The sequence below is a fragment of the Streptomyces sp. NPDC127117 genome (genome assembly GCF_042677325.1).
Classification (GTDB): Bacteria; Actinomycetota; Actinomycetes; order Streptomycetales; family Streptomycetaceae; genus Streptomyces.
This window is the reverse complement of sequence record NZ_JBHXTM010000011.1, coordinates 106,073-123,367: the sequence shown is the minus strand read 5'-3', so window position 1 is coordinate 123,367 and position 17,295 is coordinate 106,073. Positions and strand designations below refer to the sequence as shown.

The following is a 17,295-nucleotide window of genomic DNA, read 5'->3' as shown; positions in this document are numbered from 1 at the left end:
CCCCGAGCGATGACGGTCGACGGGATGAACGGCATGGCGCCGTGTCGGGGGACTGGGGTCGCGGGGAGGTGGAGGGCCGGTCCGGCACCGGGTCGGCGAGCCCCGCGGACACCGTCCGCCGGGGCGACCTGCGGACGCGGGTGACCGCGGCCGTCCGCGCTGTCACCGCGGGCACGCCGCCTGCCACCGGCGCGTGAACCGCGGTAAGAGAGCACGTCGTTGTGCGACCGGACCGCGGCCTGGGTACTGCCACACCGCTTGTCCGTCTGTTCCGAGCCGCATGGGGGTTCTCGGTGCGAAGCGGGCCGTGGAGTGCTCTGAGCTCCCACGTACACCCGGGACCGGCACATCGTCCATGTCCCCGCATCACACAGCGTTCCCCCGCTTGCAGATGCCCCTGGTCAGGTAGCGCAGTGGAGTCTAAGTTCCTGATGTTGGGACGTCAATCATGGATTTTCGAGGAAGCCGGATGAGTATGAATGCGACTGTTTTCCCACAGCCGTTGAAAACGGATCGGCTGGTTCTCCGCCTGTTCACGGAGAATGATCTGGACGACATGCACGCGTATCAGGGACTGCCCGAGGTGGCCAGGTATCTCTACCGGCCGCCGCGTGATCGCGCGCGCTGCGCCGAGGTCATCGAGCGCATCGGACAGGGCACGCCGTGGAAGGAGGACGGCGACACCCTGACGCTGGCGGTCTGCCGCCGCGACACTCCCGGGGTGATCGGCGAGGTGATGGTCTCGCTGTCGAGCGCGTACGCCGCGCAGGCCGAGATCGGGTGGGTCTTCCACCCCGGCCACGGGGGCCGGGGCTATGCCACCGAGGCCGCGCTGGCCCTGCGTGACCTGGCCTTTCAGCAGCTTTCCGTGCACCGGCTGTTCGCCCGCATCGACGGGGACAACACGGCCTCCGTGCGGATCTGCGAGCGGCTGTCGATGCGCCGGGAGGCACATCTGATCGAGAACGACCGCGACGACCGGGGCTGGGGCAGCGAGTACGTCTACGCGATCCTCGCCCGGGAGATCGAACCCGCCGGAACCGACTAGTCCGCGTCGGCCGCACGCCCTGGAGCCGGGGCCCGAGGCCGCTGTTTTCGGACAGATTTGAGGCCGATTTTCTCCGTGCCGGTCACCGGGCTCGACGTGTCCGGAATACCGCTTCTTTTGTTCCGGTTCGGGCGGGCGTGAATCCGGTTCGGGACTGGTCGAGGCCGTGCGCTTTCGCCGGAACGGGCGGGGGTGGGCGGTCTCATCCATTCCGGATGGGGCATGTTCCGTTGTGACCCCGTTGGTTCGGGTGTCCGATTCCGGCCTCATGCACACGTCTTCTCCGGCCTACCGTTCACCGGCGCCCTCGATCGAGGGCGCCGGATCGAGTGGTGGGACGGGGAAACGTTGATCAGCTACAGCGCGACCGCCGACGATGTCGCGAAGGTGCGGTTCTCGATGTCTCCTCTGGGGGAGACCGTCTACAGCTTCCGGACACTGGCCTCTCCCTCGCGCAGAAGCCAGCACCAGCCCTGGGTGGACGACATCCTCGGCAGATTGAAAGCGGTCGACCTGCGCCCACTGCGGGCCGTGATCCCCGCGACCGGCTACGTACCGGACTTCCTCACGCCGGCGCCGACGGGAACCCCGGCGAGCGTGGACGTCGAGCTGGAGATGGTCCGCGCCACCCGGCCCGCCCACTTCGTCGACGAGGTGGCCTGGATGCTGGGGGACACCCGAACGCCGGCCACCTGGCGCCGGGAGGCGGCGCCGCTGCACCGGAAGATGCTGGACGAGCCCGAGAAGGCCATCGAGCAGATCACGCAAATGCTGCGCGTCTACTGGCAGCTGGCCCTCGAACCCTACTGGCAGCGGCTGTACGGCGGGCTGGTCTCCGACGTGCGCTCCCGGATGCGGCTGATGGAGAACTCGGGCGCCGCCTCCGTCTTCTCCGCCCTCAACGAGCGGATCAGCTGGCACGACGACCGCCTCACGGTACGCAGCGCCTACGAGTTCGAGGAGACCCTCGGAGGCCAGGGCATCGTCCTCGCGCCGAGTGTCTTCTGCGGCCCGGACGTGCTGACCATGCTGCCGCCGCTCCAGTCGATGATCGTGTACCCGAAACCCGGGGCCGCGGACATCTGGCACCACGACGCGCAGGACCGCAGCAGCTCGCTCGCCGCGCTCCTCGGCGGTGTCCGGGCCGCGGTGCTGGAGGCGCTCGTGCTGCCTTCCTCCACCGGCGAGCTGGCCGCCCAGGTCGATGTCACCCCCGGGGCCATCAGCCAGCATGTCTCGGTGCTGCGGGGCTGCGATCTGGTGACGAGCCATCGGGCGGGGCGGCGGGTCATCCACTCGCTCACGGAGACCGGCGAGGCGCTCGTCCGGGGCGCCGTGTCTTCGGGTTTCCGCAGGTCATGACGGATCGCTGACATCAGTTCAACTACCGTTCACACCAACCCTTTTAGCCAGGGCTAAAAGGGTTGGTGGCCTCTCCGCGGTGTGTTTTGCTCTAGTCGGCAGGACGCGGGAATGAGCGCCCTGCGACCTGTCGCCCACGAGTCCCCGCACCTACCTGCCACCCACTCGGAGGGAGCTTCCCGCCCCGCGATCTCGTCCGAAGGCAACCACACGCGGAGCGTCGCTGCCGCCGGCAACGGCCTGCTCGGCCTGTCATCCCACTCACCCCGACCCGTCGCAACGGGCGTACGGCCGTACTGGGCCGCCGCATCACCGCGCGGGGTGGGTCTCCCGAAGAATGCGCCCTGGTCGGCACCCCCTGTCCTCAGCCCCGTTCGCCCATCCATCCCTCATCGCTGACGTCCTGCGCGACATGCGCGGCCGGTCACTCCCTGGCCGAGGCTCCGGGCTGCCCAACGGCCCGGAGGATCACCACGGCCGGGAGGCCGCCCCCGTTGCACCACGACATTCGGAAAGGCAATGGCATGACGACGACCTCGAACGCTGAAGTCGGCCTGGCGGGTCTGCGCGCCGAACTAGACCTCGTCGACGAGACGTTGCTCGACAACCTGAAGAGCCGCATCGATCTGTGTGTACGCATCGCGGAGCACAAGCGGGAGCACGGGGTTCCGATGATGCAGCCGCACCGGATCGGTGTCGTGCAGGAGCGCGCCGCCCGCTACGGAGCCGAGCACGGAATCGACGGGACGTTCCTGCGACGGCTGTACGAACTGATCATCGAGGAGACCTGCCGGGTTGAGGACCTGGTGATCGACGCTCCCGACACCGACAAACGCCCGCCGGTCCGGAACGCGGCGTCATGAACCGCCCCGTCCGCACCCTTCTCGTCGACAACTACGACTCCTTCACCTACAACCTCTACCAACTGCTCGGCGAAGTGAACGGGCAGCCGCCCGTAGTCGTCCGCAACGACATCGACTGGTCCGCGCTGCACCTGGGCGACTACGACAACATCGTGGTCTCGCCCGGACCCGGCCGCCCCGACCGGGAGCGCGACTTCGGCGTCGGCAGCCTCGCGATCCGCGACTCCGGACTGCCCGTCCTCGGTGTCTGCCTCGGCCACCAGGGCATGGCCGCGCTGTTCGGCGGCACCGTCGATCACGCCCCCGAACCGATGCACGGCCGGCTCTCCCCGGTCCGGCACAACGGCGAGGACCTCTTCGCCGGACTGCCCTCACCGTTCTCCGTGGTCCGCTACCACTCCCTCACGGTCACCGGGCTCTCCGACGAGCTGGAGGGCGTCGCCTGGACCGAGGACGGCGTCCTCATGGGGCTGCGCCACCGCACCCGCCCCCTGTGGGGCGTCCAGTTCCATCCCGAGTCCATAGCCAGCGAGTACGGCCGCGAACTGCTGGCCAATTTCCGGGACCTGACCCTGAACCGCGCCAAGGCCGGGACACCGGCCGCGTCCCCGTACCGGTTGCACATACGCGAACTGGAGCAGCTGCCCGACACGGAGGCCGTGTACACCGAGCTGTTCGCCGGCCGGCCGCACGCCTTCTGGCTCGACAGCGGCTCCCACGCCGACGGGAACTCCCGGTTCTCCTTCCTCGGCGACGGCAGCGGCCCGCTCGCCGAGTACGTCACGTACCGCGTCAGGACCCGCACGGTGACCGTCGAGCGGGCCGGCCGCCCCGACGAGCACGTGACCGGCGACTTCTTCGACTACCTCGACGCCGAGTTACGGCGGCGCGCGCTGCCGGCCGACACCCGGCTGCCGTTCTCCTTCAACCTCGGATACGTCGGCTATCTCGGCTACGAGCTCAAGGCCGAGGCCGGGGCGAGCGCCGCGCACACCGCGCCCACGCCGGACGCGGCGCTGCTCTTCGCCGACCGCGCCGTCGTCGTCGACCACACCGGGCGCCGCACCTACCTGATCTGCCTCGGCGGCGGGCCCGAGGACCCGGAGGCGACCAAGTGGCTCGACGCCACGGCCGCCCGGATCGCCCTCTTGCCCGACGAGACCGGCCAGGAGCTCTCACCGCTCACCGAGGCACCGCCGCAGGACGGCTTCGCACTCGTGCAGCGCCACGACGAGCAGGGCTATCTGGCGCGGATCGCGCAGTGCCTGGAGAAGATCCGCGACGGTGAGTCGTACGAGATCTGTCTGACCAACATGGTCTCCACCACCACCGTCATCGACCCGCTGGCCACCTACCGGCGGATGCGCGACATCAGCCCCGTCCCCTACGGGGCGCTGCTCGACTTTCCCGGCGTGGCCGTGCTGAGTGCCTCCCCGGAACGGTTCCTGACCATCGGTACGGACCGGGTCGCGGAGTCGAAGCCGATCAAGGGCACCCGCCCGCGCGGCGCCACCCCCGAACAGGACCGGGCGCTCCGCGAGGACCTGCTGGCCAGTGAGAAGGACCGCGCCGAGAACCTGATGATCGTGGACCTGCTCCGCAACGACCTCAACACCGTGTGCGAGGTCGGGTCGGTGCATGTGCCCAAGCTCTTCGACGTCGAGACGTACCCGCCGGTGCACCAGCTGGTGAGCACCGTCCGGGGCACGCTGCGCGAGGGCGTCTCGGCGGTGGACTGCGTCCGGGCCTCGTTCCCCGGCGGCTCGATGACCGGTGCGCCCAAGCTGCGCACCATGGAGATCATCGACCGGCTCGAAGGCGGTGCGCGCGGGGTGTACTCGGGTGCCCTGGGCTGGTTCTCGCTGGGCGGCGCCGCGGATCTCAGCATCGTCATCCGCACGATCGTCGCCACCGGCCGGGGCACCTCGTTCGGTGTCGGCGGAGCGGTGATCGCGCTGTCCGACCCGGCCGAGGAGTTCGAGGAGACCCTGGTCAAGTCGCGGACGATGGTCGCGGCCCTCGCCGCCGGCACGGCCGCCGGAGGGCTCCTGCGGGACGAGGCGGTGGACGCGTGAGCGCGGCGCTGGAGGTGCCGGCCGACCTCACCGGGGCCATGGAGGAGCCGGAGGTCCGCGCACTGCTCGCCGACCTCGACGGAAAGATCATCTCGATGGTGCTGCGCAGGGTGGAACTCGCCCGGTACGACCAGTCGTTGCGGCGGCTGTCGGGCATGCCCGTCTCGGAGCTCGCCTGGGAGAACGAAGTGCTGGAGCGGTACGGCGACGAGCTCGGCCGCAAGGGGGTCGACATCGGGCGGGCGGTGCTCGCGCTGTCCAGGCTCCGCACCGAGCACCGGCCGGCACGACAGGGGCCGCCGGAACCGGAATGAGAATGAGCGGGGGTTTGGCGGGCATCCGAAAGTGCCCTCGGGGCGATCTCCATCGGGTACTCTCGGATGCTCTGCCGAGCGAATCTCAGGCGGAATTCAGAGATCCATGATTTCCGGGTGATCGGCCAGCTTGGCGAAATGTTCGGCCGGGTTGGAAATCATTTTCCGCTTGTCCAGGTCGATGAGTCCCGCGACGCTCGACAGATCGCAGGCGAGGACACCGTCGGCCCGGCGGATCTCCTGTTCGACGCGGAATGTCTTCCCCTCGCCCCAGATCCATTTGCAGGTCACGTCGACTTCGTCTCCGCCGCGCAGTTCGCGATGGAAACGCATTGTGTTCTCCAGGACCGCGGGGCCTATTCGCGTGGAGATCAGCTTGGCCTGCGAGATGCCGGCCGCGCGCAGGCTCTCCCAGCGAAGATGCTCGCAATACTGAAGGTAGACGGCCTGGTTCAGGTGTCCCTGTGTGTCGAGTTCGTAGCCCCGCACGGTGATTCGCAAGTGGAATGGTTCCGTCATGTACGGTCGACCTCCTTTATTGATTGGATAAATTACTACCGCATGTAACGGAGGCGGACAACCCTGTTCCGGATTATCGATTTCCGTGTGACGTGGGCCACGTCGCCTGTTCTGCTTGACTCGTCGAGGGGTTGCGGTGATAGCTTCATGAACATGCCTTGCTCGGTGATCGGTTTAGAAATGATTCACTCGCGGCTCGTTACCCTTCCGGTCGTTCCTCCGAATGAAGGGCAATTCTGATGGCGGGTATTGTTCCCGCTCTTATGGAAGTGGCCCGTCGCTACCCGGAAAATCGCGCCGTCGAATACGACGGAAACGGTCTGAGTTATGCGGAATTAGTGCGCAGGGTCCGTGCGACGGCCCGGGAGCTGGGGCCGGCACCCGGACCCGTGGGGGTCCTCACGGACCGCTCGCCGGCCACTGTCGTCGCCCTCCTCGGGGTCCTGGCCGCGGGCGGGACCTACTGCCCGGTGGACCCGGCCTTCCCGGCCGCCCGGCAGCGGGCGCTCCTCGAAGCCGCCGGCTGCACCAAGGTCCTCGTCACCCGGCCGGGTACTCAGGTCCCCGACGGGTGGAAGCCCCTCGAACTGCCCGATCCCCGCTCCCTGCCGGACGAGGAACCTGCCGGCCCGTCCGCCGAGGACGAGACGGACGCGGAAGTTCCCGCGTACACCCTCTTCACCTCCGGATCCACCGGCCGGCCCAAGCCCGTCCTCACCTCGCGGCAGGCCATCGCCGCCTCGGTCGCCTCGCTGCGCGAGCTCTTCGCACTCACCCCGGCCGACCGGGTCCTGCAGTTCGCCTCGCTGAACTGGGACACCTGCCTGGAGGAGATCCTCCCCGCACTCACGACGGGAGCCACCCTCGTCTTCCACGACGAGGCGTACACCGGCTCGATGCCCAGGCTGCTCAGGGCCGTCGACGCGGCCGGGGTCACTCTGCTCGACCTGCCGACGGCCTTCTGGCACGAACTCGTCCGCCATCTCGCCGAGGGCGACGAGCGACTGCCCGACCGCGTGCGGACGGTGATCATCGGCGGCGAGGCCGTCAGCCCGGCCAGGCTCGCCCAGTGGCGCGCCCTCGCCACCGACGGGGTCCGGCTGATCAACACCTACGGCTGCACCGAGACCACCCTGATCACCCACGCGGTGGACCTGCACGGGCCGGCGGCCCCCGGACCCGGTGCCTGGTGGGGCGAGCACGGCGTCCCCATCGGCAGGCCGCTGCCGCACGTCGCGGAAGCCATCGGCCCGGACGGCGAACTCGCCGTCGCGGGGCCCGCGCTGGCGACGGGCTACCGGAACCTTCCGGAGGTCACCGCCGAACGCTTCGTGACCCGCGACGGCCCCGAGGGCCCCGTCCGCTGGTTCCGCACCGGCGACCGGGTCTCCCGGCGGCCGGACGGTCACCTGGTCCACGAGGGCCGCCTCGACGCCGAGATCAAGGTGCGGGGCATCCGCGTCGACCCCGGCGAGATCGAGGCCCACCTCACCGCCCATCCCGCAGTCGGGACAGCCGCCGTCGTGGGCACCCGGACCGGGGACCGCACCACGGTGACCGCGTACGTGGTGCCCGGGCGCGCCGGCACCGACGCCGACGAGCTCGTCCGCGAGGTGCTGCGCGACCTGCGCGCGACCGTGCCCGGACACCTCGTCCCGCACCGGGTGACCGTCGTACCCGAACTCGTCCACACCGCCGGCGGAAAGATCGACCGGCTCGGCACCCACCGGCTGCACACGCCCGCCGCGCCCGCCGCCCGCACGGAACATCACAACGGCCCTACAGAACAGGACAATCGATGAGTCGCGACGACATGGTCGACATCTTCCGAAGGGTTCTGGAGACCGACAGCGTCTCGGTGGACACCGACTTCTTCGCATCCGGCGGCGACTCGCTGCTGGGCACCCGGGTACTGAGCGCCGTCGCCCGGACGCAGGGTGTGGAGCTGAGCTTCGAGGACCTCATCGAGGCACCCACACCGGCCGCGCTCGCCGACCGGGTCGCGAGCGTGACCCGATGAGCGTCGTCGTCGTGGGCGCCGGTATCGCCGGTCTCACCGCAGCCGCGGAGCTCGCCGCACGCGGGGTGGACGTCGAGGTCCTGGAGGCCCGCGACCGGGTCGGCGGCCGGACGCACGGCATCGAGATCGCGCCCGGCGGCTGGGCCGACGCCGGCGCCGCCTACCTCGGCGAGCGGCACACCGAACTGCTGGAGCTGATGGCCCGCTACGACCTCAAGACCGTACCCACGGTCATGGAGGGCGCCAGCCGCTTCGACGTCCGGGGCGCCGCCTCGGCGGAGAGCGTCTCGGGGCGCTTCCCGCCGCTGAGCGGGGTGGCGCTGGGCGAGCTGTTCGACCTGCTGGACGAGGTCACCCGGTCCGTACGCGTCGACGCGCCCTGGCTCGGCCCGGACGCCGAACGCCTCGACTCCCTGACGGCCGCCGAGTGGGCGGACGCCAACCTCCGCCACCCCGACAGCCGGCTGTTCTTCCCGCTCTTCCTCGGGGAGATGATGGCCGCGGCGCCCGCCGACGTGTCCGTCCTGCACATGGCCTTCTACCTGCGTTCCGGAGGCGGGCTGCGCTACCTCAACGCCTTCGCCGGGGGCGCCCAGGAATGGCGGATCGACGGCGGCGCCCACCTGCTGAGCGAGGCCCTCGCCGACGGGCTCGGCGACCGGGTGCGGCTGTCCGAGCCGGTCACCGCGGTCGAGCAGGACGAGGCCGGTGTGACCGTGCGTTCCGCGAGCGGCGCCACCCGCGCCGAGGCGGTGATCATCGCGCTGCCACCGGTCCTCGCCGACCGGATCGACTTCACGCCCGGACTGCCGGGCCCGCGCTCGGGAGAACGCACCGGGCCCGGCTGCGCGGTCAAGGTCCACCTGATCCACCCGTCCCCGCTCTGGCGCGAACAGGGGCTGTCCGGCTGGTCGGTGAGCGCCGACGGCCCGTTGCTGTCCACCGTCGACGACTCGCCCGCCGACGGCTCGGCGGGCGTGCTGACCGGATTCGTCACCGGCGAGGAGGCCCGCCGGTTCGCCGCGCTGCCCGCCGGTGAACAGCGGGCAGCCGCGCTCGCCCAGGCCGCCCGGCTGTTCCCCGATCTGCCCGAGCCGATCGGCTTCCACGTGACCGACTGGGTCAACGACCCCTACAGCCGCGGCTGTTACGCCGCGCTGTTCGGCCCCGGCGACTGGCTCGCGCTCGGCCCCGGACTGACCCGGCCGCACGGCCGCGTCCACTGGGCCGGCACGGAGACCAGCACCGAGTTCTTCGGCCTCATGGAGGGCGCCATCCGATCGGGCCACCGCGCCGCCGCCGAGGCGGCCGCCCGCCCGTAGGGACCGTTCACCGGCGGCCGCGGGCCGGACCACGACCGGCCCGCACCGCCACGAGACCACCCGACGTACTCAGGAGACACCGTGACCACCAGTCCCATCGCCCCACTCGCAGTACGGCAGCAGTTCATGACCGACCCCACCCTGGGCGCCGGCAACTTCCTGCAGAAGGCACTGGAGGCGAACCCGAACAACACCGTTCCGTACGCCTTCACCCACACCACCGACCATCGCGGCCAGGTCGTTCTGCGCGGCCACAGCCTGCGCGACCTGGCAGCCCTGCGCGACCGGTACGCCCACTGGTACCGGACCAACGGGGTCGGGCAGGGCGAGCCGGTCGCCGTCTACGTCGGCGAGGGCCTCGAACCGCTGCTGCACTTCATGGCACTCACCGCCCTCGGCGCGGTGCCGGCCCTCATCAACAACGCCATGCCGGAGCGCACCGCCCTGCGCTACATCGACCACGTCGGCGCGGTGGGCCTGGTCGCCGACGACCCGACCCGGCTCGTCGCCGCGTACCGCGCCGACCCCAACCGCCGCCGGCCGCGCTTCATCGTCCCGGCCGCCGAGATCAAGGCGTACGACCCGCTCGACGACCCGAGCGGCGCGCTGCCGGACGGATACCCGCACCAGCACACCGCCGACGAGGTCGTCGGGCTCATCCACTCCTCGGGCACGACCGGCACCCCCAAGTCGACGATGCTCGCGCACCACCAGTTCTGGGCCGGCAAGGAGCCCCGGATGGAGCGGTTCCCCGCCTCGCCCGACGACCGGCTGATGTCGCTGATGCCGCACACGCACGCCGGCGGGCTCAGCTACTTCCTCACCGCCACCCTGCTCGGACTGCCCACGGTCGTCATGAGCGACTGGCGGCGCACCACGGTGGAGCCGGTCATGGAGGCCTTCCGGCCGACCATGGTCGCCTCCTTCCCGCGCACGTTCGTCGAGCTGGCCACCGGCGAGCCGCCCACCCTGGGGGCGGCGAAGGTGCACAGCTGGTTCAACACCGGCGACGGCGCCCACTACGGTCACATACGCCGCCTGGTGCAGCTCGGTGAACGGCCCGCCGGGCTCATCAAGCCGTGGCTGCTGCCCCGCGACCGCGAGGCCGAAGGGGCCCTGTCCGGCTCGCAGTTCATCGACGGCCTCGGCTCCTCCGAGATGGGCATGGCCCTGTTCGGACAGGTGACCACCCCCGAGACGGAGCGCAACGACCGCTGTGTCGGCAAGCCCACCGAGGCCGTCACGGCCGCGGCCGTCCTCGGCACCGACGGCAGGGAAGTACCCGTCGGCACCGTCGGACTGCTGGCCGTGAAGACCCCCTCGCGCACCCCGGGCTACTGGAACGACCCCGACCTGACCCGCAGTTTCGAGCTCGACGGCTACTGGCTGACGGGCGACGTGGCCCGCACGGACGAGGACGGGAACTTCTACCACCTCGACCGCACCGTGGACGTCATCGACACCGAGGACGGCCCCGTCTACAGCCTGCCCGCGGAGGAGGTGCTGCTCGCCGACTGCGGGGACCTGGTGCAGGACTGCGCCGTCATCGGGGTGCCCTCCGAGAACGGCAACCTGCACGTCCCCATCGCCGTCGTACGGATGCAGCCGGGTGCCGTCGAGCCCTCCGCCGACGAGCTGCGCGAGCGCGCCAACAAGGAGCTGGCCGCCGCCGGCCTCACACCGCTGGCCGCCGTGATCGTCGCCGGTGACCCGGCCGACTTCCCGACCGGCGTCACCGGAAAGGTCCTCAAGCGGGAGCTGCGCACCCGCTGGGCCACCTTCCTCACCGGCGGCGTACGGGGATGACCACCCGCGTGCGGCAGCACGACACCATCACGGTGTGTGTGGTGGGGGGCGGCCCCCGGGGGCTGGCCGTGGTCGAGCGGCTCTGTGCCAACGCCGCCGCGACGCGGCAGCGCCTGACCGTCCACCTGGTCGACCCCTATCTGCGGCTCGGCGGGCGGGTCTGGCGCGCCGACCAGCCGTCCGTGCTGCTGATGAACACCGTCGCCTCGCAGGTCACCCTGTTCACCGACGAGAGCGTGACCTGCGAGGGACCGGTCGTCGACGGACCGAGCCTCTACGAGTGGGCGCGGCTCCTGGACCGCCTGGAGCCGGCCGTCCCCTACCCACCGCACGTGCACGAGGAGTGCCGGAGCCTCGGCCCGGACTCGTACCCGACGCGGGCCCTGTTCGGGCGCTACCTCGGCTGGGTCCTCGACCGGGTGGTGCGTACGGCCCCCGACCACATCGTGGTCGAGCCGCACGGCGCGACCGCACTGGAGGTGCTGGACGAGGACGACACCACACAGACCGTCCGCCTGGACGACGGCACCCTGCTGACCGGCCTCGACGCGGTCGTACTCGCCGTGGGCCATGTGGACATGCCGCGCAGCGCCGAGGAGCTGGCGCTCGGCACGTTCGCCGCCGAGCACGGCCTGGTCCACCTGCCCACGGGCAATCCGGCCGACGCCGATCTCGACCGCATCGCGCCGGGCCGGCTGGTCGCCCTGCGGGGCATGGGGCTCAACTTCTTCGACTACATGGGCCTGCTCACCGCCGGCCGCGGCGGCGCGTTCGTGCGCGACGGCACGGGTGGCGCACTGCGCTACCGGCCCAGCGGTACGGAACCCGTCCTGCTGGCCGGCTCCCGGCGCGGCGTCCCGTTCCATTCGCGCGGCGAGAACCAGAAGGGGGCAACCGGACGGCACCAGCCGCTGTTCCTGACCCCGGAGACGATCGGCCGGCTGCGCGCCCGGCGGGCGGCGGGCGAACCGGTCGGCTTCGTCCGGGACATCTGGCCGCTGGTCGACCGGGAGGTCCGGGCGATCTACTACCACACCCTGATCTCGGAGAGCCGCGGCCGGTACGACGGCGACGTCTTCCTCGACGAGTTCTGCCGGGGCGGCGGGAGCACGGAGACCGAGGCACGTCTGCTGCGGCGGTACGCGGTCGACGCGGCCCGGCGCTGGGACTGGGACCGGATCGCCCGGCCGTACGGCAGCCGGACGTTCGCCGACACCCGGGCCTACGACGAGTGGCTCGTCGGCCACCTGCGCCGGGACGTCGAGGAGGCCCGGCGCGGAAACGTACGCGGTCCGCTCAAGGCCGCCCTCGACGTGATGCGGGACCTGCGCAACGAGATCCGCCAGGTCGTCGACCACTCCGGCATCACCGGCGACTCGTACCGGGACGACCTGCGTTCCTGGTACACACCGCTGAACGCGTTCGTCTCCATCGGCCCGCCGCCGAGCCGCATCGAGGAAATGGTGGCGCTCATGGAGGCCGGGGTGCTCCGGGTGGCCGGGCCCGGGATGACGGTCCACCCCTCGGCCGGACGCAAGACGTTCCTGGTGCGTTCCGCCGCGATCCCGGACGCCGAGGACGAGGCGAGTGCCCTGATCGAGGCACGGCTGCCCGAGGTCGACGTACGCACCACACAGGACCCGCTGCTGCTGCGGCTGATGTCCACCGGCGCCGCGAGCGCGTACACGATCCCGAACCCGAGCGGGAAGGGCCTGGCCACCGGCGGCCTCGCGGTCACCGGCAGGCCCTACCGGGTGCTGGACGCCGACGGGGAGGCCCATCCGTACCGGTTCGCCTTCGGGATACCCACCGAGTCGGTCCACTGGGCGACCGCCGCGGGCATCAGACCCGGATCCGATTCGGTGATCCTCGGCGACGCGGACGCCATCGCCCGCGCCTGCCTGTCCTCCGGGCCCCGGCCCGGCTCCATCGGGGCAACGGCCCCCGGGACGACGGCGGAAGGAGAATGACCTTGGAGACGACCCGCACGGACGAGGCGGCGGACGCGGTCGACGCGGGGCTGCTCAGCCCGGTGTGGGCCGCGGGCGGCGACCCCCTCGGCGACCGGGCGTGGGTCGCGGCCATGCTGGAGGTGGAGCTGGCGCTCGCCCGCGCCCAGGCGCGCCTGGGCGTCGTGCCCGCCTCGGCCCTCGGACCCATCGAGGAGGCGGTCCGGTCCCGGCCCGTCGATGTGGTCCGCCTCGCCCGCCTGGCCCGGGGCTCCGCCAACCCGGTGGTGGAGCTGGTCCGGGTACTGACGGAGGCGGTGCGCCGGGTCGACCCGGCGGCCGCCGAGTACGTGCACCGGGGCGGCACCAGCCAGGACATCCTCGACTCCGCCGCGATGCTCCTCGCCGCCCGGGCACTGGCCCGCGTCGAAGCGGACCTGGACCGGGTGGCCGACGCGCTCGCCCGGCTCGCCGCCGAGCACGCCGGCACACCGATGGCCGGCCGCACCCTCACCCAGCACGCCGTGCCGATCACCTTCGGGCTCAAGGCGGCGGGCTGGCTCACCCTGGCACTGGACGCCCGTGACCGGGTACGGCGCGTCCGGGCATCGCTGCCCGCCCAACTGGGCGGCGCGGCGGGCACCCTGGCCGCCTACCAGGAGTACGCGCGGCTGGCCGGCCTCGACACCGCCGGGCACGCCGCCGAACTCTCCGCCGCGTTCGCCGCCGAGCTGGGCCTGCGCGATCCCGGAGCACCCTGGCACACCGTCCGCACCCCGATCGCCGACCTCGGCTGGGCCGTCGTCGCGGTCACCGGCGGGCTCGGCAAATTCGCGACGGACGTCCTCGGAATGACCCGTACCGAGGTCGCCGAGGCGGCCGAACCCGGACCCGAGGGAACCGGGGCGTCCTCCGCCATGCCCCAGAAACGCAACCCCGTGCTCGCCACACTGCTCGTCTCCGCCGCCCGTCAGGCCCCCGCCCAGGCTCTCGTACTGGCACAGAGCCTGCTCGCGGAGGACGAACGCGCCGCGGGGGGATGGCAGTCGGAGTGGCAGCCGCTGCGCGAGGCACTGCGCCTCGCCGAGGGGTCCGCGCGCACCGCGGCCGAACTCGCCGAGGGCATCGAGGTGTTCCCCGGCCGACTGCTGGAGAATCTGCGTCTCACCGGGGGCGCGGTGGTCTCCGAGAGACTGAACGCCGCCCTCGCACCCGTACTGGGCAAGTCCACCGCCAAGAGCCTGCTCGCCGACGCGGCGCGCCGCGCCGCCCGGCCGGGCCACACCTTCGAGGACGCGCTCGCAGCGTCCCCGGAGCTCGCCGGAGCGGCGCACAAGTTCACCGACGGCCCCGGGCTGTCGGACCTGCTCGACCCGGCCAACTATCTGGGTGCCTCACAGGAGTTGGTGGAGCACGTGCTGCACCGGCACCGCACCCGGCTCGTCGATCAGCTAGGAATCCGATGAATACCTTGATGTCAACGGGCCCGCACAGCCTGCCCGCACAGCAGCCCTACGAGTACGAGCGCCTGATCCCCGTGGAACCCGACTGGCGCCGCCTGCCCGGCTGGCGGGACGTGACGCCCGCGCAGTGGCGCGACGCGCAGTGGCAGCGCGCCCACTGCGTGAAGAACGCCGGACAACTGGCCGCGGTGGTGGGTCCGTTGCTGGAGGACCGGTTCTACGAGGACCTGGCGGCCGACCACAAGCAGTTCGCCACCATGTCGATGCTGCTGACCCCGCAGATGCTGAACACCATGGTCCCCGACGCGCCCACCGACCCGGCCGGCTTCACGGACGCCTTCCTCGCCGACCCGATCCGCCGGTACATGCTGCCCGTCGCGTCCGACCGCGAACAGGAGTGGCCGAGCCACCCCTACGCCGAGCGGGACTCACTGCACGAGGCGGAGATGTGGGTGGTCGAAGGGCTCACCCACCGCTATCCGACCAAGGTCCTGGCGGAGCTGGTGTCGACCTGCCCCCAATACTGCGGTCACTGCACCCGGATGGACCTGGTGGGCGGCTCCACCCCGCAGGTGGAGAAGCAGCGGCTGACCCTCAGGCCCGCCGACCGCCAGGACCAGATGATCGACTACCTCAAGCGGAACCCGGGCGTACGCGACGTCGTGGTCTCCGGCGGCGACGTCGCCAACGTCCCCTGGCCGCGCCTGGAGTCGTTCCTGATGCGGCTGCTCGATCTGGAGAGCGTCCGGGACATCCGGCTGGCCACCAAGGCCCTCGCCGGACTGCCCCAGCACTGGCTCCAGCGGCCGGTGCTCGAAGGGCTGGAACGGGTCGCGCGGACCGCCGCCCGGCGCTCCGTCAACCTCGCCGTGCACACCCACGTCAACCACGTCCAGTCGGTCACCCCACTGGTCGCCGAGACGGCACGGGCCGTGCTCGACACGGGCGTCCGGGACATCCGCAACCAGGGCGTCCTGATGCGCGGGGTCAACACCACCCCGAAGGCGCTGCTGGACCTGTGCATGGTGCTCCAGGGCGAGGCGAACATCCTGCCCTACTACTTCTACATGTGCGACATGATCCCGAACGCCGAGCACTGGCGCGTCGCGGTCTGGGAGGCCCAGGAGCTCCAGCACGCCGTCATGGGCTACCTGCCCGGCTACGCGACGCCGCGGATCGTCTGCGACGTGCCCTACGTCGGCAAGCGCTGGGTGCACCAACTCGTCGAGTACGACCGGGAACTCGGCGTATCGCAGTGGACCAAGAACTACCGCACCGGTATAGAACTGGATGATCTGGACGCGCTCACGCGTCGCTATCCGTTCTACGACCCCATCACCACGCTGCCCGAATCGGGCCGGCGCCGGTGGCGGGAGAACAAACTGGAGAAGAGCTGACCATGACCCACACGGACGCGAACAGGTACCCGTCGCCGGAGCAGGTCCAGGAGCTCGACCGCCGGGCCGTGCTGCGCAGCGCGGAGATCGTCGCACAGGCCCGCGACGATCAGTGGGACGCCCCCACCCCGTGCGGCGACTGGTCCCTGCGGCGTCTCCTCGCCCATATGACCGCGCAGCACCTCGGCTTCGCCGCGGCCGCCGGCGGCGGACCGGTCGACGAGTCGGTCTGGCAGGAGACGCCGCTCGACGACCCCCGCCGCGCCTACGCCGATTCCGTCGACCGGGTCCTCGACGCGTTCGCCGCGGACGAAGCGCTGGACCGGACGGTCGTCCTGCCGTGGATCCACCCCACGATGACGTTCGCCGCCCCGCGCGCGATCGGCTTCCACCTCGTGGACTACGTGGTGCACGGCTGGGACGTCGCGGCTTCGCTCGGCATCCCGGCGGCGTACGGCGAGGACCTCGTCCTCGCCGCCGCCGAGGTGGCCCGCAAGGAGGTGCCCACCGGGCCGTCACGGGAGCGCCCCGGCGCCTCCTTCCGCCCGGCGGTCGAACTGGCGGGCCCGGCGAGCGCCGAGGACCGCCTGCTCGCGTCGCTGGGCCGCGACCCCCGGTGGTCGCCGAAGTGACGGACTCACTCACCGCTCTCGGAGGCCGGCCGCGGTGGCCGGCCTCCGAGGGTGTGGCTCTGGCCCCGGAACTCGGCGATCGGCACTCCGTCCGAACGGCGCACGGTCACGTCGTACACACCGCTGCGCCCGAACCGGCTGCGTTCCACCGCCTCCGCGACCAGGTCGTCGCCCACCTCGGCCGGACGGAGGAAGGTGACCTGCGCCCCCTGGGCCACGGTCGCCGGGCCGTGCGTGTTGCAGGCGAAGGCGAAGGCCGCGTCGGCCAGCAGGAAGAGAAAGCCGCCGTGCCCGGTGCCGTGGCCGTTCACCATGGTCTCCGCGACCCGCATTCCCACGGTCGCCCGCCCCGGCCCGGCGTCCCGCAGGTCGATGCCGAGCAGTTCACAGGTGCGGTCCTTGGCGTACAGGTCCTCGGCGCGGCGGCGGGCCGCGGTCTCCAGGTCGTGCTCCCCGACGGTCCCCGTCATGACACAGCCCTCAATTCCCTTGTGCAATACCGGACTTAGAAGCTCCGATCCTTCC

General features: G+C 71.3%; 15 protein-coding genes. 13 read left to right on the top strand and 2 right to left on the bottom strand.

The features are described 5' to 3' along the window. Positions 1–469 precede the first annotated feature (469 nt). From ACFVH0_RS12775 to ACFVH0_RS12755, 5 genes are all read left to right on the top strand, one after another. On the top strand, positions 470–1,048 hold the full coding sequence (locus ACFVH0_RS12775; RefSeq protein ID WP_385819579.1) for a GNAT family N-acetyltransferase: 579 nt from the start codon (positions 470–472) through the stop codon (positions 1,046–1,048). Positions 1,049–1,396: 348 nt separating this feature from the next. Next, positions 1,397–2,410 (top strand): ArsR family transcriptional regulator, encoded by a 1,014-nt coding sequence (locus ACFVH0_RS12770; protein ID WP_385819578.1) that lies wholly within the window; start codon positions 1,397–1,399, stop codon positions 2,408–2,410. 524 nt (positions 2,411–2,934) lie between these two features. Continuing rightward, the gene (locus ACFVH0_RS12765; protein ID WP_385819577.1) at positions 2,935–3,273 is read left to right on the top strand and encodes a chorismate mutase family protein; all 339 of its coding nucleotides are present in this window, start codon (positions 2,935–2,937) and stop codon (positions 3,271–3,273) included. Further along, positions 3,270–5,348, top strand: a complete 2,079-nt coding sequence (gene pabB, locus ACFVH0_RS12760; protein ID WP_385819576.1) for an aminodeoxychorismate synthase component I — start codon at positions 3,270–3,272, stop codon at positions 5,346–5,348. The genes ACFVH0_RS12765 and pabB overlap by 4 nt, the downstream gene beginning before the upstream one ends. Then, entirely contained in the window at positions 5,345–5,662 is a 318-nt protein-coding gene (locus ACFVH0_RS12755; protein ID WP_385819575.1) for a hypothetical protein, read from the top strand. The genes pabB and ACFVH0_RS12755 overlap by 4 nt, the downstream gene beginning before the upstream one ends. A 96-nt stretch (positions 5,663–5,758) precedes the next feature. Here ACFVH0_RS12755 and ACFVH0_RS12750 read toward each other — a convergent pair whose 3' ends face one another. Next, positions 5,759–6,181, bottom strand: coding sequence for an acyl-CoA thioesterase (locus ACFVH0_RS12750; RefSeq protein ID WP_385819574.1), 423 nt, complete (start codon positions 6,179–6,181; stop codon positions 5,759–5,761). Between the two features lie 239 nt (positions 6,182–6,420). On the opposite strand from ACFVH0_RS12750, the gene ACFVH0_RS12745 reads away from it, so the two are divergent. From ACFVH0_RS12745 to ACFVH0_RS12710, 8 genes are all read left to right on the top strand, one after another. Beyond that, positions 6,421–7,983, top strand: coding sequence for an amino acid adenylation domain-containing protein (locus tag ACFVH0_RS12745; protein ID WP_385819573.1), 1,563 nt, complete (start codon positions 6,421–6,423; stop codon positions 7,981–7,983). Then, a complete protein-coding gene (locus ACFVH0_RS12740; RefSeq protein WP_385819572.1) occupies positions 7,980–8,201 on the top strand; it encodes a phosphopantetheine-binding protein in 222 nt (73 codons plus the stop codon). Before ACFVH0_RS12745 ends, ACFVH0_RS12740 begins: the two co-directional genes overlap by 4 nt. Further along, positions 8,198–9,523: a flavin monoamine oxidase family protein gene (locus ACFVH0_RS12735; RefSeq protein ID WP_385819571.1), complete on the top strand. Its 1,326-nt coding sequence runs from the start codon at positions 8,198–8,200 to the stop codon at positions 9,521–9,523. Before ACFVH0_RS12740 ends, ACFVH0_RS12735 begins: the two co-directional genes overlap by 4 nt. A gap of 81 nt (positions 9,524–9,604) precedes the next feature. Continuing rightward, complete coding sequence (locus ACFVH0_RS12730) at positions 9,605–11,329, top strand: class I adenylate-forming enzyme family protein (RefSeq protein WP_385819570.1); 1,725 nt, start codon at positions 9,605–9,607, stop codon at positions 11,327–11,329. Next, entirely contained in the window at positions 11,326–13,299 is a 1,974-nt protein-coding gene (locus ACFVH0_RS12725; RefSeq protein ID WP_385819569.1) for an FAD/NAD(P)-binding protein, read from the top strand. The genes ACFVH0_RS12730 and ACFVH0_RS12725 overlap by 4 nt, the downstream gene beginning before the upstream one ends. Continuing rightward, positions 13,296–14,744, top strand: a complete 1,449-nt coding sequence (locus ACFVH0_RS12720; RefSeq protein WP_385819568.1) for a lyase family protein — start codon at positions 13,296–13,298, stop codon at positions 14,742–14,744. Before ACFVH0_RS12725 ends, ACFVH0_RS12720 begins: the two co-directional genes overlap by 4 nt. Next, positions 14,741–16,138: a KamA family radical SAM protein gene (locus tag ACFVH0_RS12715; protein ID WP_385819567.1), complete on the top strand. Its 1,398-nt coding sequence runs from the start codon at positions 14,741–14,743 to the stop codon at positions 16,136–16,138. The genes ACFVH0_RS12720 and ACFVH0_RS12715 overlap by 4 nt, the downstream gene beginning before the upstream one ends. A gap of 2 nt (positions 16,139–16,140) precedes the next feature. Further along, positions 16,141–16,770 (top strand): TIGR03086 family metal-binding protein, encoded by a 630-nt coding sequence (locus tag ACFVH0_RS12710; protein WP_385819566.1) that lies wholly within the window; start codon positions 16,141–16,143, stop codon positions 16,768–16,770. A 5-nt stretch (positions 16,771–16,775) separates the two neighbouring features. Here ACFVH0_RS12710 and paaI read toward each other — a convergent pair whose 3' ends face one another. Further along, a complete protein-coding gene (paaI, locus tag ACFVH0_RS12705) occupies positions 16,776–17,240 on the bottom strand; it encodes a hydroxyphenylacetyl-CoA thioesterase PaaI (RefSeq protein WP_385819565.1) in 465 nt (154 codons plus the stop codon). Positions 17,241–17,295 lie beyond the last annotated feature (55 nt).